Raw genomic sequence first — 25,619 nt, 5'->3', positions numbered from 1 at the left:
CCCGACCCTAAGGGGCAAAGCCGATCAGACCAGCTGGCGGCAGGCCTGATCACAGGCCTGGGCCAAGGCCTGCGGCATGCGGCCACTCAGCTCCCAAAGAGCCGCTAAACCACCCGCACCCACGCCTTCCTTCACGTAGCCCTGCTCAAAGGCCAGCAGCTGGGGAGAGGCACAGCCTTGGAAGCGCAGGGAGGCCGCAAAGGCGAGCGGCTCAGGCCCCCAACGGGCACGAAGCTCATCCAGCAACCGCGCCAGATCGCTACCGGGTTCGCCTGCCACCCAGGCGGTGGTGGCAATGGCACTGCAAGCCGCAAGCCTTGAGCGCTGGCTGGGCTCGGCCAGGGCAAGCGCCACCGCCAGCACCGCTGCCATCTGGCTGCCACCTGCCAACAGCACCGGCAGGCCGGCCACGGCCGCCTCCAGCAGCAGCCCAGCCGCCAAGGGCTGCATGGGATCCCCCACCGCTGCCAGCACCTGCTCCGCCGTTGCGTGCTGGGGCAGCTGGGCCGCTGCCAATCCCTGTGCCACCAGCTGAGCCTTCAGGGCATGGGCCGGCTGCCGCAGGCTGCCGCTCACCAGTCCGGCGGCGGGCACCCCCAGGCCCTGGAGCACCGCCTGGGCCGTGCTGGTCCCGCCGGGCACGCATTCCGCCAGCAGCAAGGGCTGCCCGCGCCGGGCCAGCTGCCGCCCCCAGCGCCGGCCGAGAGCGATCAGCGCGAGCACTCGCTGCTGTTCCATCGCTGCTCCCGTGCTGAGACAACGGGCGGGGCGATGGCCCAGCTGCAGGTGGGGCACCGCTGGCGGCACCGCTGCCCCCGCATCCACCACCAGCGGATCCAGCGCCAGCTGTTCCACCACCACCCGGGAAATCAGCGCCGGGCTCACCCCCGCCGGCAGGGGCGGCAGGGCATGAGGGCGGGGATGGCCAGGCCCCAGCAGCAGCAACTCCGCATCGGCAGCGGCGGTGAGCCGGCGGCTTTCGGGTGTCGCACCCGCCGCCGAAATTCCCGGCACAGCGGCGGTGGCGGTGCCGGCTAGGAGCAGCAGCACCCGGGTGTCGTGGGCAGCGGCAGCCACCTGAGCACACCATCGCTGGGCCTGCAGGGAATCACCGCTGAGGCGCTGGAGCGTCAAAGGGGATCGAGGGCGAGCAGGGGACGCAGCAGCGGCGGCGGCGGGGTGATCGGGCTGCGCAGGCGACCGAAGATCCACAGCGCCACCGCATGCAGCGCCAGCACATAAATCACGTTCTGGAGCAACACCAGCCCCAGAGCCAGCAGTTGCACCTGCCAGAGCTCGGGGCCGCCACCGAGGTGCAACAGGCCGCTGAGCCGCTCGAGCAACTGGGCCGCTGCGGTGGTGATCACCACCCAGAGGTTTTCACCGAGCAGCACCGACACCACCGCCACCCGCACCAGAAATCCCGTTGCCCCGATCAGCACCCCCACACTCCAGCTGAGCCACCAGCTGAGCTTTCGGCTCCAGCACCAGCCCAACCACAGGGCCAAGAGTGTGTAGGGGAACAGCACCAGCGGTCCGCGGATCGGTCCCATCAGGGCCACCAGCAGCAAGGCCGATACGGCCACCCCCTCCACAGCGCAGCGGCGGTTGTGGCGCAGCTGCAGGAGGGCCAGCGGCAGCGGCAGGGCCAAGCGAAACAGGGCACCACCCACCGGCAGGTAGTAGAGACCCACCCACAACAATGCAGTGGCCGCCGCCAGATAGGCGGTGTCGGTGAGCTGATGGGCCTGGCGGCGGCTGAGGCTCATCGCGCTGGCGGGGCCGGCGTGGTGCGCAGGGGTGCTGCGGTGTCTGCACCCGCAGCCGGCACCCGCTCGATCGTTTCCACCTCAAAGGCCACACCGGCCTGACGCAGCGCATCGGTGACCGCTTCTGCTGGTGATGAGGGATCGGCCGCGGGCAGCTTGATCGTCACGCGGTAGGGCGCCGGAGTGAGGGGTTGCGCCGCCGCCACGGGCTTGGGCTCGGGCTTCGGAGGCTCGGGCTTGGGCGTCTCCACCACCTCAGGCTTGGCCGGAGCGGCAGCGGGCTTGGCCGGCGGCACCGCAGGGGCAGCGGCAGGCTGGGAGAAGCTGCGCGAGAGCTGATCGCCAAAAGGCGTTCCGCTGCAGCCGGTCACAGCGACAGCCAGCAGGAGCGGCGTCAGCCGTGGCAGCGGCATCAGCTGTCGGCAGCGCGGATCACCCGCACGGCACTGGCCCGGAGGCGACCGGTTTTGGTGGTCGCCGGGGCCTTCTTGGCAGCGGGCTTTTTGGCCGCCGGTTTCTTGGCCGCCGTACCTGCCGCTTTGCGACCCTTGCCCTTGCCGGCCGCCGCCTTGGCCGCCAGCAGCTCCACCGCCTGCTCGAGGGTGATCGTGTCGGCCGTGGTGCCCTCCGGCAGGGAGGCGTTCACCTTGCCCTGCTTCACATAGAGGCCGTAGGGGCCATCGAACAGCTGGATCGCCTCATCGGCGCCCTCGGGGGTGCCGAGCTCCTTGAGGGCGGTGCGGCCGCCGCGGCCGCGCTTGGGCTGCGCCAACAGCTCCATCGCCCGTGAGAGGCCCACCATCAGCACATCGTCTTCGGCCTTGAGGGAGCGGTAGTCCTTCTCGCCCTTGCCCTTGTGGTGCACCACGTAGGGGCCGAAGCGGCCGAGGCCAGCCTCGATCTTGCCGCCTTCGGGGTGTTCCCCCAGGTGGCGCGGCAGCCGCAGCAGACCGAGGGCGTCCTCGAGGCTGAGCTCTTCCGGCTGGGTGCCCTTCGGCAGAGAGGCGCGCTTGGGTTTGGGGTTCTCGTCGCTCACCTGGCCCCGCTGCACGTAGGGCCCGTACTGGCCAAAGAGCAGGTACACCAGATCGCCGGTTTCCGGGTCTTCGCCCAGAGATTCGGGGCCATCGGCCTTCTGCTTGAGGATCAGTTCCGCCTTCTCAGCATCGAGATCGGCCGGGGTGATCTCATTGGGCAGCGTGGCCTTGAGCAGCTCTTCGGTGCCGTCGTCGGCCACGCGCTTGGTTTCCAGGTAGGCGCCGAAGCGGCCGATGCGCACCACGCAGGGCAGGCCCTCGAGCTCGATCGTGCGCGAGGCGGTGGGATCGATATCGCCTTCGCGTTGCTGCACCTGGGTTTCCAGGCCCTTGTCGCCCTTGTAGAAGCTCTCCAGGTAGGGCAGCCATTGCACCTGCCCGTGGGAGATCTCGTCGAGGGTGTTCTCCATCCGCGCGGTGAAGCTCGTGTCCACCAGATCGGGGAAGTGCTCCTCCAGCAGTGCGGTCACAGCGAACGCCGTGAAGCTGGGGGTGAGGGCGTTGTTCTGCAGGGTGGCGTAGCCCCTGTCCACGATCGTGCCGATGATCGAGGCATAGGTGGAGGGGCGGCCGATGCCCTCCTTCTCCAGCATCTTCACCAGGGCCGCTTCGCTGTAGCGGGCGGGTGGCTGGGTTTGGTGGCCAAGGGCTTCCACGCCCTTGCAGGTGGGACGATCGCCAGTCTTCAGCGAAGGCAGCAGCACCTCTTGCCCCTCAAGGGCGGCATCGGGATCGTCGCTGCCTTCCACATAGGCGCGGAAGAAGCCGGGGAAATCGATGCGCTTGCCGGTGGCGCGGAAGGCCGCGGTGCCGAGGCTGCCGCCATCGGCTTCCAGATCCACGCTCAGCATCGTGAGCTTGGCGTCAGCCATTTGAGACGCCACGGTGCGCTTCCAGATCAGCTCGTAGAGCGCCAGATCACGACCATCGAGGCCCGTGGCGGAGGGGTCGAGGAAGCTTTCGCCGGCGGGGCGGATCGCCTCATGGGCCTCCTGGGCGTTGCGCGCCTTGGTGGAGAACTGGCGGGCTGAAGGGCTCAGGTAGTCCTTGCCGTATTTGTCGGCCACGCAACTGCGGGCGGCATTGATCGCCTGATCACTCAGATGCACCGAATCGGTACGCATGTAAGTGATGAAGCCGCGCTCGTAGAGCCCCTGGGCCGTGCGCATCGTTTCGCGGGCCGACAGCCGCAGCTTGCGGTTGGCCTCCTGCTGCAGGGTGCTGGTGGTGAAGGGCGCCACCGGTTTGCGGGTGGTGGGCTTCTCCTCCACGGCTGCCACTGTCCAGGGGGCCGCCAGCACGGTGTCCCGCAGCTGTCGCGCTTCGGCTTCAGCAAGCAGGCGCACTTTGCTGCCGGCCTTGAGGCCACCGGTGGCCTCATCGAAATCGGAGCCCCCGGCGATGCGCTCGCCCTTGAGGTGGGTGAGCTTGGCTTCAAAACCAGCACTGCCCTGCTGCAGCTGGGCCTTGAGATCCCAGTAGCTGCCGCTCTTGAAGGCGCGCCGCGCCCGCTCGCGCTGCACCAGCAGCCGCACCGCCACCGATTGCACCCGGCCGGCGCTCAAGCCCCAGGCCACTTTTTTCCACAGCAGGGGCGAGAGGGTGTAGCCCACCAGGCGATCGAGGATGCGCCGGGTTTCCTGGGCGTGCACCAGCTCCATATCGAGCTCGCGCGTCTGCTCCAGCGCCCGGCCAATCGCTTCTTTGGTGATCTCGTGGAACACCATCCGCTTCACCGGCACCTTGGGGTTCAGCAGCTGCAGCAGGTGCCAGCTGATCGATTCCCCTTCCCGGTCTTCGTCCGTCGCCAGCAGCAGCTGATCGGCACCCTTGAGGGCGTCCTTGAGTTCCTTCACCACCTTTTTCTTGTCCTTCGGCACCACGTAGAGGGGCTCGAAGTCGTTGGCGGTGTTCACGCCGAGATTGGCCCACTTCTCGCCTTTGTGGGCCGCCGGAATCTCACTGGCGTTGTTGGGCAAGTCGCGCACGTGCCCCATCGAGGCTTCCACCTTGAAGTCCTTGGGAAGGAACCCGCGGATGGTGCGGGCCTTCGTGGGGCTCTCAACGATGACGAGGGTGTGCGCCACAGGCAGGCGGTAAACCGCTTCCCTCTTTATCGCACCGGCGGTCAAGCCCTGGCACAGAAACCAGATCCCGCCGTGAGCGCGGCTACAGTCCCCCCCAACGGGCGACCTTGATCCAGCTGTGCACTCTCTTCTGGCCGAGGCCGGCTCAGCGGCAGCTCCTGCAGTGAGCGCGATCACCTCCCTGCAGCTGAATGCAGGTGCGGTGGCACCCGAAGGAGCCGTGCTCCTGGCGATGCTGGCTTGCCTGCTGGTGGATCTGGCCGGCGAGAAGGCCGCTTCCCGCTGGGTGCCTCTCTTCTCTTACATCGGCCTTGGCAGCGCCCTGGGGCTGCTGGCTCTGCAGTGGAACGCTTCACCACTGGAGCCCTCCTTCCTCGGCTCGTTCCTGGCCGACAACCTCGCCATTGCTTTCCGCGCCGTGGTGGCAGCGTCCACACTGCTGTCGCTGCTGATCAGCTGGCGCTACGTGGAGCGCGCCGGCACCCCTGTGGGTGAATACGCCGCGATCCTGCTGGCCGCCACCCTCGGGGCGATGCTGCTCTGCGGCTCCACCGACCTGGTGAGCGTGTTCGTCTCGCTGGAAACCCTTTCAGTGGCGAGCTACCTGCTCTCGGGCTACATGAAGCGCGATGCGCGCAGCTCCGAGGCCGCACTGAAGTATCTCCTGGTGGGCTCGGCCGCAGCGGCCGTGTTCCTCTACGGCGCCTCTCTGCTCTACGGCCTCACTGGCGGCAACACCAGCCTCGAAGCCGTTGGCCTAGCTCTGCAGACCAGCGCCTCTCCGGTGGCGGCTCTGGCTCTGGTGTTCGTGCTCTCCACGGTGGCGTTCAAGATCGCCGCAGTTCCCTTCCACCAGTGGACGCCGGATGTGTACGAAGGCTCCCCCACTCCAGTGGTGGCCTTCCTCTCAGTGGGTTCGAAAGCTGCTGGTTTTGCCCTGGCGCTGCGCATCCTGGTGGGCTGCTTCGAGCCCTTCGAGGCCCAGTGGAAGCTCCTCTTCACCGTGCTGGCGATCCTGAGCATGGTGCTGGGCAACGTGGTGGCCCTGGCCCAAACCTCGATGAAGCGGATGCTGGCCTACAGCTCCATCGGCCAGGCCGGCTTCGTGATGATCGGCCTGGTGTGCGGCACCGAAGACGGCTACGCCGCGATGGTGCTCTACATGGCGGCCTATTTGTTCATGAACCTGGGCGCCTTCGCCTGCATCATCCTGTTCTCGCTGCGCACCGGCAGTGACCGGATCAGCGATTACGCCGGTCTGTACCAGAAGGATCCGCTGATTACCCTGGGCCTGAGCCTCTGCCTGCTCTCCCTCGGCGGCATTCCGCCGATGCTGGGCTTCTTCGGCAAGATTTACCTCTTCTTTGCCGGCTGGGCCGATGGCCAATACCTGCTGGTGGTGGTGGGCCTGCTCACCTCGGTGGTGTCGATCTACTACTACATCTCGGTGATCAAGATGATGGTGGTGAAAGAGCCTCAGGAAGCCTCTGAAGTGGTGAAGGCTTATCCGGAAGTGAACTGGAGCATTGCCGGTCTGCAGCCCCTGCGCGCCGCACTGATCTCCTGCGTAGCCGTTACGGCCGTGGGCGGGATCCTCTCCAACCCTCTGTTCGGCTGGGCCAATGGCGCTGTAGCCGGCACACCGATGCTGCAGAAAGCCCTTGCTGCAGCGTCCAACCTCCCCATCGGTTGATGAGCCCCACCGCCGTACCGCTGGTGGCGGAGCTGGATCACATCCGCAAGGTGTACGGCACTGGAGACACGGCCGTTACGGCACTGGATGATCTCTGCCTCAACGTGCGCCGCGGCGAATACCTGGCTGTGATGGGCACCTCCGGCTCGGGCAAGAGCACGGCGATGAACATCCTCGGCTGCCTGGATCGCCCCAGCGGCGGCAGCTACCGGCTGAACGGCACCGCCGTGGAGCACCTCAGCGACGACCAACTGGCCGACCTGCGCAACCGCGAACTGGGGTTCGTGTTTCAGCAGTTCCATCTGCTGCAAGAGCTCACGGCCCTGGAGAATGTGATGCTGCCGATGGTGTACGCCGGCGTACCGGCGGAGCGGCGGCGGGAGCTGGGGATCGCGGCACTGCAGCGGGTGGGCCTCGGCGAGCGGTTGCACAACAAGCCCAACCAGCTCTCCGGCGGCCAACAGCAACGGGTGGCCGTGGCCCGAGCCATCATCAACAACCCCAACTTGCTGCTGGCGGATGAACCCACCGGCGCCCTCGATTCCCGCACCACCAAAGAGGTGCTGGATCTGTTCGATGAGCTGCACAGGGAGCAGGGGATGACGATCCTGCTGGTCACCCACGAACACGATGTGGCGGCCCGGGCCGAGCGGATCGTGCATTTCCACGATGGGCGGCTGGTGGACAGCGGCGCCGGGTCGCAGGACTAGCCCTGGGCAGGCGGCCGCTCCAGGCTCTGGAGCAGTTGCCCCATCAGCAGCGCAATCGCATCACGGCCTTGCCAACCATTGCCGGGATCAAAGTCGCCCGGATCGATCGCCACCCAGCCGCCTGCCGCGGGCTCCCGCAACTCGAAATGCAGGTGAGGGCCGGTGCTTAATCCCGTGCTGCCAACCCGGCCAATCACCTCGCCCTGGCGCACCACATCACCGGCCTTCACATACAGCTCCGAAAGGTGGCCGTAGAGGCTGCGGCGCAGGGGCCGCTGATGCTCCACCTCCACCGCCAGGCCATAGCCGCCCGCCAGGCCACTACTCACCACCTTGCCGCTCAGGGCCGCCACCACCGGTGTGCCCTCCGGCGCCGCCAGGTCTTCACCGGCATGCAACCGCCAGGCCCCGAGCAGCGGATGCAGCCGCCAACCAAAGCCGCTGGTGTTCACCGCACTGCCGATGATCGGCAGCAGCAAGCGGCGGTTGCCGTTGCCCAGCACCGGTGCGGGGCGAGGGGTGACCCGAAACACACTCGCCAGATTGAAACTGCCACCATTGCCGGCCAACAGCGCCGACACCGGCACGGTGAGCGGCGGCAGCGGCATGCCGTTGGCATCCATCCGCCCGCCCCAGGCGGTGTTGCCCGTACTGCCGTTGCGGCGGCCCCAGCGCAGAGCAATCCCACCGCGGCATTCCTTGGCCGACAGCGCTCCGCCGCGGCAAGCCTGCTGGAACGCCCCCACATCCAATGGGGCCAGCGATCCGCTGCCACCACGCACCAGGTTGCGCTCATGAGGGGTCACCACCCCCTGGCGCACGAGCTCATCGAGGGATTGATCGAAGCGCTTCGGCGCTGAAGCGGCACCGCTGAGCCGGGCCGGATCAGGCCGAAGGGGAACGGCGGTGCTACCTGGCGGCGGCAACAGTGGCGCCAAAGGTGCAGCGGATGCGGCAGGTGCGACGGGCACGTCTGGCTGAGCAGCCTCTCGCTGCGCCCAGGCCAGGCCTCCCCCCAACAGAGCCGGAAGGGCCACCAGAAGCCTGAGCGGTTGGAGGCGAGGCACAGCAGCCGCAAACAATGCGGAACAAACTCTAGAAAGCCCGCTGCAGCACAGCTGGCGCGTTGCCGCGGCAAAGGCGAAGCCCCCCATTGGGCTCGAGGCCAGCCACGGCCCAGCGCTCACCCTCGTGCTCCACCCACTCCGGCCGGTGGAGGCGCTGCTCCGCCTGGCGACGCACCAATTCAGGCTGATTGCAGGCGGCCGCTGCCCACTCCAGCCCGCGCAGCGCCCGGGCCGCGAGGGTCGCCGGCTGCGCCAGCGGGTGCTGGCCCAGGGCCTCTGCCGCATTGATCGCAAAAGCGGGCACCCGGTTCAGCCCATTGAGGCCCACCCCCAGCTGGGCGTAGCGCACCCGGCCGCCGCGCCAACGCAGCCGCGGAAGGATCCCCGCCAACTTGCGACCATCGATCAACAGATCATTCGGCCACTTGATCTGAGGCTTCAGCCCCAGCGCCTCCAGCTGCAGCGCGATCCCCACCGCCGCGGCCAGAGCCAAGGAGGCCGCTGGCGCGGGCTGCTCGGGCCAGGGAATGGCCGCACTCAGCCACACGCCCCCTGGCGGCGACTGCCACTTCCGGCCCTGCTGCCCATGGCCGTGGCGCTGCTGCTGCGCCAGCAACGCCAGCGGCGGCTGGGCGCCGGCCTCCAGCCAACGCTCCAGCTCCCATTCCGTGCTGGCGCACACCGGCAGCACCCGCAGCCGCCAGGCCAGCGGTTGATCCGCCGCCAGCCCCCGCAGAGCAGCGGCAATCGCGGCGGCTTTCAGAGCTGAGCCAGCCAAGCTGCCATCCGCTGAGCGCCGGCCTCCAGCTCTTCGATCGGATGCACCAGGGCCAAGCGCGCATAGCCCTCACCACCGCCGCCAAAGCCGTTGCCCGGGGTGAGGCACACGCCCGTGGCCTCCAGCATCTGGGCGCAGAACGATTCCGAATTCAGGCCGGCTGCGCGGGCCCGCTCCGGCAGCTCCAGCCACAGATACAGCGCCATCGAGGGGATCCGCACCGGCCAGCCCGCCGCCTGCAACAGCGCCGCCATCCGATCGCGACGCTCGCGGTAAATCGGCTTGATCCGATCCGGCCAGTCGGCCGCCTGCTCCAAGGCGGCGATCGCCCCGGCCTGAAGCGCTGTGCTCTGGTTGAAATCCACCACGCCCTTCAGCTGGCGTAGGGCCGTGATCAACGGCTCCGCGCCGATGGCGAAAGCCAGGCGGTAGCCCCCAAGGCACCATCCCTTGGAAAAGGAGAAAAATTCAATGCCGCACTGGCGCCACAGTGGTGAACGCAGCAATGCCGGTGCCTCCCCATCGAGGGCCAGATCCACATAGGGGTTGTCGTGAGCGAACACCACCCCATGGCGCACAGCCCGCTCCGCCGCAGCATCCACCCAGGCCTGCTCACCGGTGGTGGCCGTTGGGTTGTGGGGAAAGCCGAGCACCATCAACTTGAGGGCATCCCACTGGTGATCGCTCAACTGATCAAAATCCGGAGCAAAACCGGCCTGGGGATCGAGCTTCAACAAGCGTGGCTGCGCCGAGGCCAGCTGCAGTCCCCCCAGGTGTGAGGGGTAATAGGGATCGAGCAACAACGCCTGATCGCCGGGGTTGAGCACCGCCAGGGGCAGATGGGCCGTCCCCTCCTGGGAGCCCACCAGCAGCAGCACTTCCCGCTCCGGATCCACGGCCACCCCGAATCGCCGCTGCGCCCAGGCCGCCACAGCCTCGCGGAAGGGCAGGGTGGCGCCATGCAAGCAATAGGCGGCGCTCTCAGGCCGGCCCAGCTGGGCGCGGATGGCGTCCATGGCCAGATCTGGCGGTTGCAGATCGGTGGAGCCAAGGGAGAGATCCAGCAGAGCCGGAAGACCTAACGCCTGGGCCCGCGCCCGATAAGCCTGTTTGCGCTGGTCGTTGCGGGCGAACACGCCGCTGCCCAGACCTCGAACCCGCTCGGAGAGATGCAGTGCTGCCGGCGCCTCAGAGGTTGGCATCCAGGAAAGCCTTGAGTTGGGGCTTGGCCATGGCGCCCTCATGGCGCGCCACCTCCTGGCCATTCTTGAAAATCACCAGGGTGGGCAAACCCTGAATGCCCATCTGATCGCGGGCGGTGGGGTTGGGATCAGCCTCGAGCTTGCCCACAGCCAAACGGCCGGCATATTCAGCAGCTGCCCAATCCATCATCGGGGCCATCAGGCGGCAGGGGCCGCACCACTCAGCCCATACATCCACGAGCACCGGCATAGCGGCATCCAGCACCTCGGCCTGGAAGTTGGCATCGGTGAGGTGCAGAACAGACACGGCAGCAGGCAACGCTGCGGCGATTGTATGGATCAGAGCTTGTCGATCGAGCGCTTGAGCTCCTCGAGCTCGGCATCCACCTCTTCCACTTTCACCGCCTGCACAGCACCACCGGCCTCCGGCAGGGCGGCCGCAGGGGCGGAGCCGGCCAGCTTGCCTTTGAGAGCCGCCAGTTCGTCGTCCACCTCAGGGGCGCCCTCCAGTGCGGCGAACTGGCTCTCAAGATCGGCACCGGCCAGCTCAGCGGCGGCCTGGCTACGGGCCTCCAGTGCCTCCACCTTTTCTTCCATGCGCTCAAAGGCCGCCATGGAACTGTTGGTGCCGAGGTTGCCCACGGCGCTCTGCAGCTGCTCCTGGGCCTGGGCCGCCTGGGCCCGGGCCTTGAGCATGTCTTTTTTGGTTTTGGCCTCGGCGATCTTGCTTTCGAGCTTCACCAAGCTCTGTTTGAGCTGCTCCACCTGGCCGGCCTGGCTCTGGAGCTGAGTGTTCAGGGCTGTGGCGGTGTCCTGGCAGGTTTTGCGGCGGCCCAAGGCCTCGCGTGCGAGGTCTTCCTCGCCCTTTTTGAGGGCCAGTTCGGCACGCTCATACCAGGTTTTCGCCTGGGCTTCGGCCTGCTCAGCCTGGTTCTGAATGCGTTTCTGGCTGGCGATGGCGGTAGCCACGGCTTGCCGGAGCTTCACCAGGTCGGCCTGCATGTCGGCCACCGACTGATCCAGGATCTTGGCGGGATCCTCCATCGCTCCCACCGCCGCGTTGGCGTTGGCGCGCACCAGACGGCCGAGGCGATCAAAGAAGCCCATAAATGTGCTGCAGGAACAGAAGCCGTGGCGCCAGGTTATCGAAAGCAGCCACCTGAATTCAGCCTCCTTTGGGCGGCCTTACGGTGGCCCCTGATCCCTGATCGCTGATGTCCGATGCACGCCAGCGTCTCCTAAGCGACGTTGATTTCTTCCAGAGCAACGAAGGGCTTCTGGTGGGAACCGGCCTGCTGCTAGCCCTTTGGCTGGTGCTGAAGTTCGCGGAGCGCTACGGCAGGCATGTGCGGCCACTGGTGCCGCGTCTGGCAGCCACCCTGCGGCGACCGCTGATCACCGGTCTTAGTGCGGCGCTCTACCTGGGTTGGCTAGCCCACGCCATGAGCGGAGCCGCCCCGGCCCTGATGCCGCTCAAAGGATTGGAAACCTCAACGGCACTGATCCTGATCGCCGTGGGCTGGGCCAGCATCGATGCAGGGCAGATGCTGCTGCACACCGATCACGTGCAGCGCTGGCTGGGGGTCGACGATCCCGGTGAGCGCGCCATGGTCACCAGCCTCCTGGATCGGCTGCTCTCCATTGGCGTGGTGGTCATCACAGTGGCAGCGCTGATGGTCACCTTCGGCGTGTCCACCACCGCCGTGGCCACGATGCTCGGCGGGGCCGGCATCGGCATCGGCTTCGGCACCCAGCAGGTGTCACAGAACTTTCTCTCCGGCCTGATGCTCTATTTCACCCGCCCTTTCTCAGTGGGCGACTGGATTCAGCTACCGATCTGGTCAGGCGTGGAAACGTCCACGTTGCAGGGCACCGTGGAGCGCATCGGCTGGTATCACACCCGAATCGTGACCCTCGACCGCCGGCCACTCTCGATTCCCAATTCGGTCTTTGCCACCACACCGATTGAGAATCCCGGGCGCATGTACAACCGGCGCATCAAGGCCAGCATCGGCCTGCGCTACGAGGATCTCCCACGCATGCAGGCCATCACCGAAGCGGTGCAGCATCTCCTGGAGAACCATCCGGATATCGACAACCGGCAGATGATTCTGGTGAGCTTCGATGAGTGGGCCGGCTCTTCGATCAACATGCTGGTGTACTGCTTCACCCGCACAACGGTGTGGCGGGAGTATCTACACGTGCAGCAGAAAATCTTCCTGGAAATCGCCGACATCGTGAAGAAAGCCGGCGGTGACTTCGCCTTCAACTGCACCACCCTCTATCCGGCTCCAGACCTCGACAGCACTCACCCGATCCAGAAGCTCACCACCGCCCGCTGAAGCAGATCTCATGCAGCCGCGCACCGTTGGCAATCTCTCCTTCCTGGTGCCCTCAGCGCCGGCGCCAGCCACCCGTCTGCAAACCTGCCTGCGCCAGTTGCAGGAGCACTGGCGCCGCGACGAGAACCTCGCCGCCCTCTGGCAGGCCTGGCCTGGGATCGCCGGAGCCCAGCTGGCCCCCCATTGCCGCCCCCTGCGCCTGCAGGGCGGACGGCTGGTGGTGGGTGCGAGCCATCCCCAATGGTTGCAAGCACTGCGCTTCAACAAACACCGCCTGCTGGGCGCCCTGCGCGGCGCTGGTTTTTCTGTGAAGGATCTGGTGCTGCAGCAGCACCAACCCTCCCCCCTGCCGCCCTTCGGCAGCGACGAAGAGGCCCAGGTGTGGGCGCACCATCCGAGCCGTGTGGATGTTTTCGGCATGGCCAACTGCCCCTGCTGTCAGCGGCCAGCACCTGCCGGTGAATTGCAGCGCTGGGGGCACTGCAGCTTCTGCCAGCGGGAACGGATGGACAACGGCGTGGCCATGGGCACCCCCGCCAGCGATCAATAGCGCTCGGGCCGGGGCTGCTGCCAATCCGCCGGAGGTGCGTCGGAGCGCTTGAGCTGGTCGGCCCACTGATCGAGGGCCTGACGCGGCACCCGCCAGAGATCAAACAACCCTTCGGAGGCCAGGGCCTGATGACGCAAGCCGCGCCAGTGGGGCAGCTGGGCAGTGCGTTGATCGATCACCAGCAAAACAGAGCTGCCGGGAACGGGCGGGGAGGGGGTCTGCCCGCGGCGACGCTCCTGCAACAGCCGGTCGTTGAGGTTGAGCGGACCGTTGGGCTGCACCCCCTCGTAGATCACCACCTGGTTGGCGTAGAAGTGCAGCGAGGGCTTCAGGATCCCCACCATCGCCAGGGGTTCTCCAGGGCGGTGCTGCTGTTGCACCGCCGCCGCCAGGCGGCGCAGCGGAGCCTGGCGCAAACGATCCCCGAAGACCACCAACGGCTGCAGGGCCGACACGGCAAAAGCCACCACCGCCAGCTGCTGCGCCAGCAACCAGCCACGCGCCCAAGGGGCCTTCGCCCACCAGAGAATCAGGCCTGCCAACACAGCGACACCGAAGCAGGCCGCCGCACGGCTGAGCAACCCACTCGCCAGGAGCTCCGCCGGCAGGGTGGGGAGTTCTGGTTCATGGATCAGGGGCACCCAACGGTTCGAGGCCGCCAGGCCCGCCGCCAACACCCCCTGCAACAACAAGGTGCTGGCCATCAGCCAACGCCCCGGACGCTGCTGCGCGGCCAGGGCGATCAAAAGGCCCGCCGCTGGCGTCGCCGGAATCCAATAGCTCGGCAGCTTCGTGGCCGCCAAGGTGAAAAACAGCAGCACCGCCAGTAGCCAGCAGGTAGCAAAGCGCTGCAGCGAATGCTCCGGCGGCTGACTCACGTTGCGGCTTTGCACAGCCCCCACCAGCCCCGCCAGCAACAGCGGCGTGAACGGCAAGGAGGCCACCGCCATCACCGGTAGGAAAAACCACCAAGGCTGCAGGTGGTTATTCACCACCCCGGTGAAGCGCTGCAGGTTGTGATAGCCGAAAAAGCTCTGAATGAACGGTTGCCCTTCCACCAGGGCCGCCAGCCCATACCAGGGCAAGGCCACCAAGGCGGTGAGGCCAAGGCCTGGCCAGGGGCGCAGCCGAGCGGTCAGGCCCGCCAGATCCCGCTGCCACAGGCCAAAGCCCACCAGGGTCATGCCCGCCAACACCACAGCCACCGGGCCCTTGGCCAGCACCGCCAGACCCAACAGAATCCAGGCCCACCAAGGGCGGCCGCCGCCGGCATAGCAACGCCACAACAACACCAGCACACCCCCCAGCAAACCGGTGAGCAAGGCGTCGCTCACGGCGATCCGGCTCCAGAGCAGCACCAGCGGCGATAGAGCAAAGGCGAGCGCCGCACACACCGCTGTGATCGCCTGCTGGGAGGAAGCCGGCAGGCGGCCGCTGGGAAGCGGCTGCGGCCAGCGCACGAGGGCCGCAGCCATCGCGAGCATCAGGCCCACACTGGATAGGGCCGAAGGCAGCCGGGCCGCCCAGGTGCCCAGAGGGTCCCATTGGTCATGGGCCGGCAGGGCATAAATCAGCCCCATCAGCCAATACACCAGGGGCGGCTTGTCGTAGCGAGGCAAGCCGTTCACCCGCGGAATCAGCCAATCGCCGGTGCGGGCCATCGCCCGGGCGGAGGCTGCAAACAGGGGCGGGGTTTCATCCACCAGGCCGGTGCTGCCCAGCCCCCACACAAACAACGCCAGGCCGCAGATCAGCACCAAGGGCAACACGAACCTGCGGGGCACCAGGGGCGAGCTGCGTCAGGCTCGACGTTATCGCTTACGGCTGCAGCGCCTGCCCCACCCAGGCCTCAATCCGCTCCGCCAGCACCGCCCGCGACGCATGGCGCTCCACCCACTGACGGCAGGCGCGGCGATCGATTCGATCCACCTGGCCGACGGCATCGGCCAGGGCCGCGACGTCGTCAGGCTCCACCAGGAAGCCGTTCTCACCGGGCTGCACCAATTCGCCGGGGCCACCACGCCGATAGGCCACCACCGGCACACCGCAGGCCATCGCCTCCACAACAACATTTCCGTAGGCCTCGTTCCACTTCGGCGTGTTGAGCAGCGCCCTGCAATGGCCCAGCGCGGCCTGCAACTGCGCCGTGGGCAAAAATCCCCGCCACTGCAGCGTGCCCGCCGGCACCGAGGCCTGAACAGCAGCGGCATAGGCCTCGTCTTCCACCAGACCCCACACCGCCAGGGGCAAGCCGCAGCGCGCCGCTGCAGCGGCCGCATCCTCTAGCCCCTTCTCGGGTGCGACTCGTCCTACCCAGCCGAGCAGCGCTTCGGGCTGCTCGCAAAACCGGTAGGCACTCAGATCAAAGCCATTGCCCAGCAGCACAGGCGGCTGCACAAGGGCGAAATCCGCAGCTTGAGCCGCCGTGTGAAAGGCGAGCCGCCGTTGATCCCAGGCCGCCACCTCCGCGATCACCCCATCCATCGCGGCATTCACCGAACCCATGCTCACCAGGTGAAACAGCGGCAGCGGCGCCGTGGGGGTGAGCCAAAACGGAAGCCAGTCGTAGCCGAGGTTGAGCACCGCATCAAACCCCGCCGCCGGCGCCTCAGCGAGGACGCGCCGCCAAAAACGAGCCAGCAACGCATCCGCCGGCATGGTGATCAACGCCTCACGGCCTTGGTGCTGCACGCTCGGCTGCGGCGTGCCAGCGCAGCTCCAGAGCTCTGCGGCTGCGCCATCACCTGGCAGCTGAGACCCCTCAGCCGCGAGCACCGTGATCCGATGCCCCCGCTGCAGCAGCCCGGCCACCAGGCCAGCAAGGGTGAGCTCCACGCCACCGCCGCGGCCGCTGCCCAAAGGCCCCAGAGCGGTGGCCACCACCAACAGGTTCATGGCACCACCTCAGCCGCCGCCCCACCGGGGTGCCACAGCAGCGCACGGCGGTTGATCAGCACCACGCTCACCAGGGCCAGAGCAGCCCCCAGCCACTGCAAAGGCTGCAGCTGCTCCTCCAGCAGCACCACCCCGCACAGCAAGGCGAACACTGGCGTGAGGAAGGTGAGCGAGGTGAAGCTCGTGAGATCGCCGTGGTTGGCGAACCAGAAAAACAGGCCATAGGCCACAGCACTGCCCAGCAAGGCGGCGTAAGCCATCAGCCCCCACTGCAACAGGGACCAGTGGGGCCAAAACGGCGGAACGTCCGCCCTGAACACCGGCAGCAGGGCCGATCCGGCCAGCAACGGCAGGCCACCCAACACCATGTGCCAACCGGTGACGGCCACCGCATCGCTGTGGCGGCAGGCGTAGCGACTGATCACCGTGCCCACAGCCATGGCCAGGGCAGCCGCCAGCATCCACAGCTCGCCATGGCTCCAGGCCTGGTCACCCAGAGACTCCGGCCCCATCAGCCACCATTGGCGCAGCAGCGGAGCCGGCAACCCCAGGCAAAGGATGCCGAGCAAACCCACCAGCAACCCCAGCCAGCCCACTGGATTGATCGCCTCTCCAAACAGGCTGCGGGCCAGCAGGGCCACGAGCAAGGGCTGGGAATCGATCAACACCGATCCCAGACCCGCGCCGGTGCCAACCAACCCCCTGGCCAGCAGCCCCTGAAACGCCGTGGCGTCCACCAGGGCAAACAGCAGCAGCCACCCCCAATCGCGCCGATCCACACGCCACTGCCCGCGCCAGAGCCCCGCCGCCAGCAACACCACGCCCCCGGCAGGCAGCAAACGCATCCAGGCCAGGGTGAGGGGCCCAGCCTCCGCCAGCAACGGCTTCATGGCCGCCATCGCCGTGCCCCAGAGGGCAAACGGCAACACCATCAGCAGCCAGCGCACCTTCACCCGCACCAGCAGCCCACAGGCTCCTTTTTAAGATCCAGCCACTGCACACCGCCTCGATGGTCTGGCCCTGGCGCCGCAAATCCCGCCGCAAATTGGCGCGTATCGCCATCGAAGGGGCGATTGCCTCCGGCACCCGCGAACGGGTGCTCAAAGCGCTGCGGGAGGTGGAGCGGCGTGAATTCCCAGCGCTGCTGCTGCGGATCGATAGCCCTGGCGGCACCGTGGGTGACAGCCAAGAAATCCATGCGGCGATTCAACGCTTGCGCCAGAAGGGCTGTCGCGTGGTGGCCAGCTTCGGCAACATCTCGGCCTCCGGCGGGGTGTACGTGGGGGTGGCGGCCGAAAAAATCGTGGCCAATGCCGGCTCGATCACCGGCTCGATCGGCGTGATCCTGCGGGGCAACAACCTCTCGCGGCTGCTTGAGCGCATCGGCGTGCAGTTTGAAACCGTGAAAAGCGGGTTGTATAAAGACATTCTCTCGCCGGATCGTGCCCTCACCGCTGGTGAGAGGCAGCTGCTGCAAGACCTGATCGACTCGAGCTACGGCCAATTCGTGAACGCCGTGGCTGAGGGCCGGGGGCTGGAGGAGAGCGCCGTGCGCGGCTTTGCCGATGGGCGCGTGTTCAGCGGCGCCCAGGCTCTTGAGCTGGGACTGGTGGATCAACTGGGTGATGAGGACAGCGCCCGCCGCTTGGCCTGTGAACTAGCCGACCTCGATGAAGAGACCACCAGGCCGATCAACTTCGGACAGCCGAAGAAAGGCCTGGCCGGGATGATCCCTGGCCGCAACCTGTTCGCCCGCCTCAGCGAAGCCCTCCACCTGGAGCTCGCCTGGAGCGGCCAACCCCTCTGGTTGTACCGCCCATGAGCACCTCCCAACTGCGGGCCTTGCGGGGCGCCACCACCGCTGCGGCCAACACCAGCGCTGCCATCAGCGAGGCGGTGAGCGAACTGATTGATGCCTTGGTGGAGCGCAACCAGCTCCAGGGAAGCCAACTGCTCTCGGTGACCTTCTCGGTCACGGCCGACCTGGATGCGATGTTTCCTGCGGCGATTGCCCGCCGCCGCGATGGCTGGGACAGCGTTGCCTTACTCGATTGCCAGCAGATGGCCGTCGCCGGCGACCTGCCCCGCTGCATCCGCCTGCTGGCCCATGCCTGGCTGGAGCCCGACCAACCCGTGCGCCATGCCTACCTGCGCGACGCCGCACGCCTGCGCCCCGATCTAGCCTCCTGAGTCGCATCTGGTCACAGCTTCCAAACCCAGGTCCGGCACCCCCCTCAGCCCTGGTGCTGGCGTTGGCTGCCAAGAATGGTCAGCAAGACCACCGACTCGAAGCAATCCATGGCTGGGTTCCGCATGGGTGCCGCAGGCACCGCTCTGGCCGCAGCGCTGGGGCTCGCTGGCGCCGCCACCGCCCTCGCACCGATGCTGCCGGTGAAGGGCCAAGGCACCCCCGGGCTCGTGGAATTCCGCTGGGATTCCAGCAAGGATTACCGGAAGCTCTACTTCTTCATGACGGATACCAAGCGCCTCAAGCGCTCGGAGTATTACCTGATCCTCAAGCCGAAAGATCGCAAAACCGCCATCCTCAAATTGGTGGTTGGTATCCCCAAGAGCTTTGACGCCACCATCGATCCCAAGCGCGTCAAGCTCTGCTACATGAAGGAAGGCGGCATGCTCTCGCGCACCCGCTGCGAAACCGACATTCCTGCCACCGTGGAAGTGGCGGCCGACGGCAGCGCTATCGAGATCTTCCCCGACACCCCCGTGCCCGTGGGTAAGACGATCGGCGTGTACATCAACCTGTTCAATCCCTTCAACATTGGGATGTATCAGTTCAACGCCCTCGCCCAGGCCCCTGGGGATGTACCGGTATCGGGCTACCTGGGCAGCTGGTTGATCCAGATCGATCCCCAGAGCGATTGAGCCAAGGCGGGCTGGTAGGTTGGGCGATCGACGTTGAAGGCGCAGCCGAGCCGGAGCCATGACCAAGCGCACCCTTGAAGGAACCAGCCGCAAGCGCAAGCGCGTCTCGGGCTTCCGTGTTCGCATGCGCAGCCACACCGGCCGCCGTGTGATCCGCTCCCGCCGCAAGCGCGGTCGCGCTCGCCTGGCCGTCTGATCGTTCGATCAGCTGTTCGCCGCACCGCCCCCGCAGCTCGTGTCCCATGGTGTTATCCCGGGAACACAGACTGCGGGGGCGGTTTGTGTTTGACCGCCTCTACCAGAAGGGCCAGCGCCACCACGGCAACTTGATGGTGCTGCGCTGCTTGAACGCCCAGCCTGAGCTGCTCAAACCGGATCCCCGCGACCACAGCCCCAACAGCTGCCGGTTGGCGGTGGTGGTGAGCAGCAAGGTGAGCAAGCGCTCCGTGCGCCGCAACCAGCTTCGCCGCCTCTTCCACAGCCACCTCTCGGCTGCCGTGGAAGCCTTGCCCAATCAGGGCGCCGGTCACTGGCTGCTGATCTCCCTCAAACCCGGCAGTGCCGAGGCCACCGACCAGGCCCTGCTGGGAGAATGTTTCCAACTCCTCGCGAAGGCAGGACTACGGCCATGACAGGCACGCCCCAGACGCCACCGGTGGCTCCAGGAGCCAGCATCAATGAAGACGTCTTCTACGCGGGGGGGCCGGCCAAGGGTGACCTGATCACCAACCTGCTGTTCGGCCTCACCCTGATCGGCATTCCCTTCGCCGTGGGTGCCCTGGTGCGGGCCCTATGGCTGCGCTTCCGCATCACCAGCCGCCGTGTGGAAGTGAGCGGTGGTTGGCTCGGCCGCGACCGCAGCCAGGTGGTGTACAGCCAGATCCGTGAGGTGCGCTCGGTGGCCCGCGGCCTGGGCTTCTGGGGCGACATGGTGCTGATCCTCAACGACGGCATGAAGCTCGAGATGCGCGCCGTGCCCCGTTACAAGGAGGCCGAGGCCTACATCCAGGAGCGCATGGCCGCCAGTCCGGCCGCCAAGGCCAGCCCCAAAACCGGTTTCGGCGACAACGCAGCGGCCTGAGCCACCCGCCTGACACACTGGCTCCACTTCCCTTCTCCCCGGACCTGCACACGCCGTGATCGGCTACATCTCCGACAACCTGCTGCTGCCGATCCTCGATTTCTTCTACGGATTGGTGCCGAGCTACGGCCTGGCGATCATTGCCCTCACCGTGGTGATCCGCCTGGCGCTGTTCCCGCTGAGCGCCGGCTCGATCCGCAGCGCCCGCCGCATGCGCATCGCCCAGCCGGTGATGCAGAAGCGCCAGGCCGAGATCAAGGCCAAATACGCCAACAATCCCCAGAAGCAGCAGGAGGAGCTGGGCTCGCTGATGAAGGAGTTCGGCAGCCCTCTCTCTGGATGTCTGCCCCTGCTGGTGCAGATGCCGATCCTGTTTGCGCTGTTCGCCACCCTGCGGGGATCACCGTTCGCAGATGTGCCTTACACCCTCAACCTGAAGGTGTTGCCGGCCGATCAGATCGCCGCCGTTGAGCCCAAGCCGTTCAATAGCCCCAGCCATTCGATCTTCGTTACCGCCACCAACCACGTGCCGGTGATTGCCAGCCTCGAGAAGGGCACCAAGCTGGGCGTGGGCGACACCGAAACCGTGAGCCTCCACACCAAAGACGGCGCCAGCTTCGCCTCGGTGCTCACGGGTGTGGAGAACGGCAGTGCCTTCACCCCCACCTGGAGCGTTACTAAAGGCGAGGGCCTGGTGAGCGTGGATCAGAATGGCACCATCCACGCCATCGCCCCAGGCGATGTGACTGTGGAGGCCAAGATCCCCGGCCTGGCTGCCCGTAGCGGCTTCCTGTTCATCAAGGCCCTCGGCCAGGTGGGCTTCTACACCGATGGCGCCGTCAACTGGGATATCGCGATCCTGGTGGCTGCCTTCGGCGCCAGCCTGTTTGTGAGCCAAATCCTCTCGGGGATGGGCATGCCGGCCAACCCGCAGCAAGCCACGGCCAACAAGATCACGCCCGTGATGATCACCGGCATGTTCCTATTCTTCCCGCTGCCGGCTGGGGTGCTGCTCTACATGGTGGTGGCCAACATCTTCCAGGCTGCGCAAACCTTCCTGCTCACCCGTGAGGCCCTGCCCGACAACCTGCAGGCGATCCTGGATCAACAGCTCGCGGCTGAAGCCAAAACCGTCACCGCCACCGTGAGTGGCAGTGAGCGCTTGCCGTTCGAGCCCAAGGGCAAGAAGTAAGGGCATGGCTGCCATCCATCCGTCGCCGGCTGGAGATCCCCTGCAGCCTGTGCCGCTTCAGGAGTTGCGGCTCCTCGCGGACGGACGAAGCTGGACGGTGGATCAAGCGATCAGCGAACTGGAGAGCCTCACCCCCGTTCGCGGCAGCCTCACGGCCGTGCATCGCGGCAACATCCTTGAGGTGGCCGGCGAAGCGAGCACGATCGTGACCCTGCGCTGTGATCGCTGCCTGCAACACTTCAATCACCCCCTGAGCTTTCGCCATCAGGAAGTGGTGTGGCTCGGGGATCAAGCCAGATCCGCCGGCATTGATGCCGAGGTGGTGCTTGAAGGCGGCAGCGAGGTGCTCGAACTCGATCCCGATGGCCTGTGCGAAAGCCTTGATCCCAGCGGCGACTTCGATCCCGAACACTGGATCTTCGAACAGCTCAGCCTGCAGCTGCCGCTGGTGAATCGCTGCGGCACGGATTGCCCGGGCCCTGAGCTGTTGGGGGCGCCCGGTGAACAGGCACTCACCGACCCTCGCTGGGCGGCGTTGAAAAAACTGCAGCCATGAGCCAGGCCTGGGCCGACCACCTCGATCTGCTGATTCGGGCGCGCACCCCCATCCTCTGGATCCGTAGCCAGGAAGAAGAACGGATCGCCACGCTGCTCGCTGCCGCCGCGCGTCGCCTGGGGAATCGAGCTCTCGCCCGCTGGGATTTCATTAGTGGCCTCAGCGGCTGGCCAGGTCGCGATGGCGAAGCCGCGCGCAATCCCCTAGCAGCCCTCGACAGCCTGGCCGCCCTGTCGGCCGAACAGCCGGCCCTGCTGGTGCTGCACGACTTCCACCGCTACTGCGACGACGCCAGCATTTGCCGCAAATTGCGCAACCTGGCCAGCAGCCTGCGCCAACAGCCGCACACCCTCGTGATCACCGCCACCGAGTGGCAGCCACCGAGGGATCTCGATGAGTGCATCACGCTGCTCGATCTGCCCCTGCCCAACCAGCAGGAGATCGAAGCTCTCCTGGGCAGCATCGCCCAAGCCTGCGGCCAACATCTCGAGCCTGAACTGCTCGAGCAACTCAGCCACAGCTGCAGCGGGCTGAGCGAACAGCGCATTCGCCAGGTCGCGGCTCGGGGCCTCGCCAGCCGCGGCGAGCTGGGCCTGTCTGATCTTGATGAGGTGCTGGAGGAAAAGCGGCAGGCCATCGCCCGCAGCGAGCTGCTCGAGTACTGCCCCACGGAAGCCAGCCCAGCCGACATCGGCGGTCTCGATGCTCTCAAGCGCTGGCTGGAACAGCGCCACATGGCGTTCAGCGATGACGCGCGCCGCTACGGGCTGCCCTTGCCACGGGGCGTGCTGCTGGTGGGCCCGCAAGGCACCGGCAAATCGCTCACCGCCAAAGCGATTGCTCACAGCTGGAGCATGCCGTTGCTGCGGCTGGATGTGGGACGCCTCTTCGCCGGGCTGGTGGGGGCCTCCGAAGCACGCACCCGCGACATGATCCAGCGCGCTGAAGCCATGGCCCCTTGCGTGCTCTGGATTGATGAAATCGATAAGGGGTTCGGAGCCGCCGGCGATGGCCGCAGCGATGGCGGCACCAGCCAGCGCGTGCTGGCCAGCCTGCTCACCTGGATGGCGGAGAAGAGCAGCGCCGTGTTCGTGGTGGCCACCGCAAACGGCGTGGACAAGCTGCCTCCCGAGCTGCTACGCAAGGGCCGCTTCGACGAGATCTTCCTGCTGGATCTCCCCGATGCAACCGAGCGCAAAGCGATCCTCGATTTGCAGCTTCGGAGGCGGCGCCCCGATCACAGCCTGCCGCTAGAGGTGGTGGTGGACCGCACAGCCGGCTTCTCCGGGGCCGAACTCGAGCAGGTGGTGATCGAAGCAATGCACCAAGCCTTCAGCGAGCAGCGCGAGTTTTGCGAGAGTGATCTGATCAGTGCCGCCGCCCAACTGGTGCCGCTGTCGCGAACGGCCCGCGAGCAACTCGAGGCGCTGCAGCAGTGGGCCAGCAGCGGCCGAGCGCGCCCAGCCTCCACCCGAATGGCTCCGGCCTGACATTGCGCGGCGTAACGAAGATCAACGCCAGGTAAAGAAGCCAAGCTCCCAGCCGCTGCTGCCAGCAAGCTGCTGCCATTCGAGCCCGAGACCGTGGAGCAGCGCCCAGCCCTCACCACCCAACTGGCCGTGGCCTGCCTCGGCGCCGGTGTGATCACCAGCTTCGCCGTGGCCCAGGGCCAGAACCCCTTCACTGCCCTCGGCATCACCCTGTTCTCCGCCATCGCTGCCGTGATGGTGGGGCAGGTGCTCTGAAGGGGATGCGGCGCCTCCAGCACGAATGCGCCTACCGCCAGCCGTAGCAGCGGTTAATAGTGGCAACCCCAATGCTGGCCACCAGGACTGGCTGGACGCTCTCCCAACCCGCGATGCCGTTCAGCGAGGCTGAAATCGAGCGAGACATGAATCAAACCGTGCGCTAGATCACAGCAAGAGTGCTTACAGATGTTGGGCAAAAACCCTGAAAGCACTGCAGCGCAGGAGCTTCTAGACAACCCCTTTAGCACCTTCAGAATATTTACTAGATCAGTGGGTCATATTGCCCATTGCCGCGAATCAGACCTTGCTACGCCGAAGCAAGAGCACTCGCCAGTATCTTCGCAAAAACTTTTACCCTCTTTACAGGCTCAGCGCGCCCCTGAGACCCCTTCCTAATGCCGTGATCATTGGCGGCATGAAGTGCGGCACAACAAGCCTGAATGCTTGGCTGAGGGAGCACCCAGGCATCGCCTTCTCGAGCCACAAAGAGGTTCATTTTTTCGACAAACATTTTGAACGGGGCACAGGTTGGTACAGAACCCATTTCCCCATCATGGAACGCCTACAGGGCGCAAGCTGCACACTCGAGGCAACACCCTCTTACCTCTATCGGGCAGAACGGGTTGCACCACGGATGCATGCCCTGATTCCGGGTGCCAAGTTGATCGTGATGTTGCGCAACCCGGTCCAGCGGGCCATTTCTCACTACGGCCATGCACTCCGAAACCAGAAGGAATCCCGCCCACCTGAAGTGGCACTGATGTCTGATTTCACAAGCAACGGCAGCTGCGTCAATCACTACAAGTCGCGAGGCTTTTACGCCAAACAGCTCGAACACTTCCTCAACTTTTACCCACGCAATAACATCCTCATCATCAAAAGCGAGGAATTCTTCAGCGCACCCTCAACCATCTACCAACAAACTCTGAACTTTCTCAACCTGGAGAGAAGACCCCTCCCCGACAATGCAACCGCTCGCAACACCAGCACCATCAAGCCCGTGATTTCCGATGCCGTAAGGCAGCACCTGGAGATCTTCTATGAACAACCCAATCAGGACCTCAGCGCTCTCTTGGGTGATTTTCCAGGCTGGTAAGCAAACCCACTGTCTACGATGAAGGCGGGCGTGCCAACAACATGTTTCGAATCCGAACCCTCACTCAGCGCGAGCGCCTTCGGCAAGCGCTTTACCCCTACTACCGGCTCACCACCGCGTTCCGCCCCCTACCGAATGCCCTGATCATTGGCGGCATGAAATGCGGGACCACAACACTCAATGCATGGCTGCGCGAGCACCCACAAGTCGCCTTCTCATCGGTGAAGGAAATACACTTCTTTGACAAGCACTATGCAAAAGGCAGCCACTGGTATCGAACTCACTTCCCAATCTGGGAAACATTGAGAGGTGCACACTGCAGAATCGAGGCAACGCCGTCGTATCTCGCGAATGCAACGGTCTCAGCACCACGCATGCACGCGTTGATTCCGAACGCCAAGCTCATCGCGATGCTTCGTAACCCTGTGGAGCGAGCCATCTCCCACTACTGCCATCTTCAGCGCAATGGCGTCGAAACGAGGCCCCCGGAAATCGCCCTCACTGCCGAAGTCTCACGCAGCGGAAGGAACGCTAACCCCTACAAAGCGCGCGGCCTCTATGCCCAGCAACTCGAGGCATTCATCGAGTACTACAGCCGAGAACAAATCCTGATCATCAAAAGTGAAGACTTCTTCAGAGACTCCGAAGCCACCTTCTATCAGGCACAGCGTTTTCTCAATCTTAATCCAATTCCACAGCCCCAACATTCCCCCCCTCGAAACACCAACAAGCCCAAAACAGTAATCCCCGCAGATGTGATCCGGCACCTTCAAGATTTTTATAAGGAGCCTAATCAACAGCTCGCAGCACGCTTTCCAGAGGTTGGGCTGTGGCCTGATCCACCATCTCCATAGACAGCAGAAACAGCACCGAGGCGAGAGAATACGCTCACGGCGCCATTCTCTCAGCAAGCGGCTCCGAGCTAATCCGCAA

General features: G+C 65.8%; 28 protein-coding genes. 16 read left to right on the top strand and 12 right to left on the bottom strand.

The genetic code is table 11. From position 1 onward, the window contains the following. Window positions 1-24: 24 nt before the first annotated feature. Genes cobT through topA form a run of 4 tightly spaced genes read right to left on the bottom strand, consistent with a single transcriptional unit; the run spans window position 25 to window position 4,893 of the window. Complete coding sequence (gene cobT / locus KUL97_RS07715) at window positions 25-1,134, bottom strand: nicotinate mononucleotide-dependent phosphoribosyltransferase CobT (protein ID WP_217796374.1); 1,110 nt, start codon at window positions 1,132-1,134, stop codon at window positions 25-27. Next, window positions 1,131-1,769, bottom strand: a complete 639-nt coding sequence (locus tag KUL97_RS07710) for a DUF2232 domain-containing protein (RefSeq protein WP_217796373.1) — start codon at window positions 1,767-1,769, stop codon at window positions 1,131-1,133. The genes cobT and KUL97_RS07710 overlap by 4 nt, the downstream gene beginning before the upstream one ends. Further along, window positions 1,766-2,182 carry a hypothetical protein gene (locus tag KUL97_RS07705; RefSeq protein WP_217796372.1) on the bottom strand — a complete coding sequence of 139 codons (417 nt, stop codon included), beginning with the start codon at window positions 2,180-2,182 and terminating at the stop codon, window positions 1,766-1,768. The genes KUL97_RS07710 and KUL97_RS07705 overlap by 4 nt, the downstream gene beginning before the upstream one ends. Next, window positions 2,182-4,893 (bottom strand): type I DNA topoisomerase, encoded by a 2,712-nt coding sequence (gene topA, locus KUL97_RS07700; RefSeq protein ID WP_217796371.1) that lies wholly within the window; start codon window positions 4,891-4,893, stop codon window positions 2,182-2,184. Before topA ends, KUL97_RS07705 begins: the two co-directional genes overlap by 1 nt. A 118-nt stretch (window positions 4,894-5,011) precedes the next feature. Between topA and KUL97_RS07695 the strand changes: the two genes are divergently transcribed. Both KUL97_RS07695 and KUL97_RS07690 read left to right on the top strand, forming a co-directional pair. Beyond that, window positions 5,012-6,586, top strand: coding sequence for an NAD(P)H-quinone oxidoreductase subunit N (locus tag KUL97_RS07695; RefSeq protein WP_217796370.1), 1,575 nt, complete (start codon window positions 5,012-5,014; stop codon window positions 6,584-6,586). Continuing rightward, a complete protein-coding gene (locus tag KUL97_RS07690; protein WP_217796369.1) occupies window positions 6,586-7,296 on the top strand; it encodes an ABC transporter ATP-binding protein in 711 nt (236 codons plus the stop codon). Before KUL97_RS07695 ends, KUL97_RS07690 begins: the two co-directional genes overlap by 1 nt. Here KUL97_RS07690 and KUL97_RS07685 read toward each other — a convergent pair. From KUL97_RS07685 to KUL97_RS07665, 5 genes are all read right to left on the bottom strand, one after another. Next, complete coding sequence (locus tag KUL97_RS07685; protein WP_368656118.1) at window positions 7,293-8,267, bottom strand: M23 family metallopeptidase; 975 nt, start codon at window positions 8,265-8,267, stop codon at window positions 7,293-7,295. The two genes, KUL97_RS07690 and KUL97_RS07685, sit on opposite strands and share 4 nt — an antisense overlap. Window positions 8,268-8,391: 124 nt before the next feature. Further along, complete coding sequence (locus KUL97_RS07680; RefSeq protein WP_217796368.1) at window positions 8,392-9,141, bottom strand: biotin--[acetyl-CoA-carboxylase] ligase; 750 nt, start codon at window positions 9,139-9,141, stop codon at window positions 8,392-8,394. Continuing rightward, a complete protein-coding gene (locus KUL97_RS07675) occupies window positions 9,123-10,316 on the bottom strand; it encodes an aminotransferase class I/II-fold pyridoxal phosphate-dependent enzyme (protein WP_217796504.1) in 1,194 nt (397 codons plus the stop codon). The genes KUL97_RS07680 and KUL97_RS07675 overlap by 19 nt, the downstream gene beginning before the upstream one ends. Before the next feature lie 13 nt (window positions 10,317-10,329). Beyond that, window positions 10,330-10,662 carry a thioredoxin gene (gene trxA / locus KUL97_RS07670; RefSeq protein WP_217796367.1) on the bottom strand — a complete coding sequence of 111 codons (333 nt, stop codon included), beginning with the start codon at window positions 10,660-10,662 and terminating at the stop codon, window positions 10,330-10,332. A gap of 20 nt (window positions 10,663-10,682) precedes the next feature. Next, a complete protein-coding gene (locus KUL97_RS07665) occupies window positions 10,683-11,450 on the bottom strand; it encodes a PspA/IM30 family protein (RefSeq protein WP_217796366.1) in 768 nt (255 codons plus the stop codon). A gap of 107 nt (window positions 11,451-11,557) precedes the next feature. Here KUL97_RS07665 and KUL97_RS07660 point away from each other — a divergent pair, with 107 nt between their 5' ends. Together KUL97_RS07660 and KUL97_RS07655 are read left to right on the top strand one after the other, a co-directional pair. Then, a complete protein-coding gene (locus KUL97_RS07660) occupies window positions 11,558-12,685 on the top strand; it encodes a mechanosensitive ion channel family protein (RefSeq protein WP_217796365.1) in 1,128 nt (375 codons plus the stop codon). 10 nt (window positions 12,686-12,695) lie between these two features. Further along, a complete protein-coding gene (locus tag KUL97_RS07655; RefSeq protein ID WP_217796364.1) occupies window positions 12,696-13,235 on the top strand; it encodes a DUF721 domain-containing protein in 540 nt (179 codons plus the stop codon). Here KUL97_RS07655 and KUL97_RS07650 read toward each other — a convergent pair. From KUL97_RS07650 to KUL97_RS07640, 3 genes are read right to left on the bottom strand one after another with little or no spacing between them, the layout of a single operon-like run. Continuing rightward, window positions 13,229-15,019 (bottom strand): glycosyltransferase family 39 protein, encoded by a 1,791-nt coding sequence (locus KUL97_RS07650; RefSeq protein WP_217796363.1) that lies wholly within the window; start codon window positions 15,017-15,019, stop codon window positions 13,229-13,231. The two genes, KUL97_RS07655 and KUL97_RS07650, sit on opposite strands and share 7 nt — an antisense overlap. A gap of 34 nt (window positions 15,020-15,053) precedes the next feature. Then, entirely contained in the window at window positions 15,054-16,130 is a 1,077-nt protein-coding gene (locus KUL97_RS07645) for a glycosyltransferase family 4 protein (RefSeq protein WP_217796362.1), read from the bottom strand. Then, window positions 16,127-17,089, bottom strand: coding sequence for a DMT family transporter (locus KUL97_RS07640; RefSeq protein WP_217796361.1), 963 nt, complete (start codon window positions 17,087-17,089; stop codon window positions 16,127-16,129). Before KUL97_RS07640 ends, KUL97_RS07645 begins: the two co-directional genes overlap by 4 nt. A gap of 50 nt (window positions 17,090-17,139) precedes the next feature. On the opposite strand from KUL97_RS07640, the gene sppA reads away from it, so the two are divergent. From sppA to KUL97_RS07580, 12 genes are all read left to right on the top strand, one after another. Then, the gene (sppA, locus tag KUL97_RS07635) at window positions 17,140-17,952 is read left to right on the top strand and encodes a signal peptide peptidase SppA (RefSeq protein ID WP_217796360.1); all 813 of its coding nucleotides are present in this window, start codon (window positions 17,140-17,142) and stop codon (window positions 17,950-17,952) included. Then, complete coding sequence (aroH, locus tag KUL97_RS07630) at window positions 17,949-18,320, top strand: chorismate mutase (RefSeq protein WP_217796359.1); 372 nt, start codon at window positions 17,949-17,951, stop codon at window positions 18,318-18,320. The genes sppA and aroH overlap by 4 nt, the downstream gene beginning before the upstream one ends. A 108-nt stretch (window positions 18,321-18,428) precedes the next feature. Beyond that, on the top strand, window positions 18,429-19,013 hold the full coding sequence (locus KUL97_RS07625) for a DUF2808 domain-containing protein (RefSeq protein WP_254896307.1): 585 nt from the start codon (window positions 18,429-18,431) through the stop codon (window positions 19,011-19,013). Window positions 19,014-19,071: 58 nt separating this feature from the next. Further along, window positions 19,072-19,209 carry a 50S ribosomal protein L34 gene (rpmH, locus tag KUL97_RS07620; RefSeq protein WP_010303865.1) on the top strand — a complete coding sequence of 46 codons (138 nt, stop codon included), beginning with the start codon at window positions 19,072-19,074 and terminating at the stop codon, window positions 19,207-19,209. Between the two features lie 46 nt (window positions 19,210-19,255). Beyond that, window positions 19,256-19,645, top strand: a complete 390-nt coding sequence (rnpA, locus tag KUL97_RS07615) for a ribonuclease P protein component (protein WP_217796358.1) — start codon at window positions 19,256-19,258, stop codon at window positions 19,643-19,645. Beyond that, window positions 19,642-20,094, top strand: a complete 453-nt coding sequence (locus tag KUL97_RS07610; RefSeq protein WP_217796357.1) for a PH domain-containing protein — start codon at window positions 19,642-19,644, stop codon at window positions 20,092-20,094. Before rnpA ends, KUL97_RS07610 begins: the two co-directional genes overlap by 4 nt. A 55-nt stretch (window positions 20,095-20,149) precedes the next feature. Continuing rightward, the gene (yidC, locus tag KUL97_RS07605) at window positions 20,150-21,286 is read left to right on the top strand and encodes a membrane protein insertase YidC (RefSeq protein ID WP_217796356.1); all 1,137 of its coding nucleotides are present in this window, start codon (window positions 20,150-20,152) and stop codon (window positions 21,284-21,286) included. 4 nt (window positions 21,287-21,290) lie between these two features. Beyond that, a complete protein-coding gene (locus KUL97_RS07600; protein WP_217796355.1) occupies window positions 21,291-21,842 on the top strand; it encodes a DUF177 domain-containing protein in 552 nt (183 codons plus the stop codon). Then, window positions 21,839-23,332, top strand: coding sequence for an AAA family ATPase (locus KUL97_RS07595; protein WP_217796354.1), 1,494 nt, complete (start codon window positions 21,839-21,841; stop codon window positions 23,330-23,332). The genes KUL97_RS07600 and KUL97_RS07595 overlap by 4 nt, the downstream gene beginning before the upstream one ends. Window positions 23,333-23,425: 93 nt before the next feature. After that, entirely contained in the window at window positions 23,426-23,587 is a 162-nt protein-coding gene (locus KUL97_RS07590; RefSeq protein ID WP_217796353.1) for a hypothetical protein, read from the top strand. Window positions 23,588-23,990: 403 nt separating this feature from the next. Further along, entirely contained in the window at window positions 23,991-24,686 is a 696-nt protein-coding gene (locus KUL97_RS07585) for a sulfotransferase (protein ID WP_217796352.1), read from the top strand. 41 nt (window positions 24,687-24,727) lie between these two features. After that, window positions 24,728-25,540 (top strand): sulfotransferase, encoded by an 813-nt coding sequence (locus KUL97_RS07580; protein WP_217796351.1) that lies wholly within the window; start codon window positions 24,728-24,730, stop codon window positions 25,538-25,540. Window positions 25,541-25,619 lie beyond the last annotated feature (79 nt).

This window comes from Synechococcus sp. HK05 (assembly GCF_019104765.1).
Classification (GTDB): domain Bacteria; phylum Cyanobacteriota; class Cyanobacteriia; order PCC-6307; family Cyanobiaceae; genus Vulcanococcus.
Note: the sequence above shows the minus strand (reverse complement) of the source record. Positions and strands in the feature narration are given on the sequence as shown.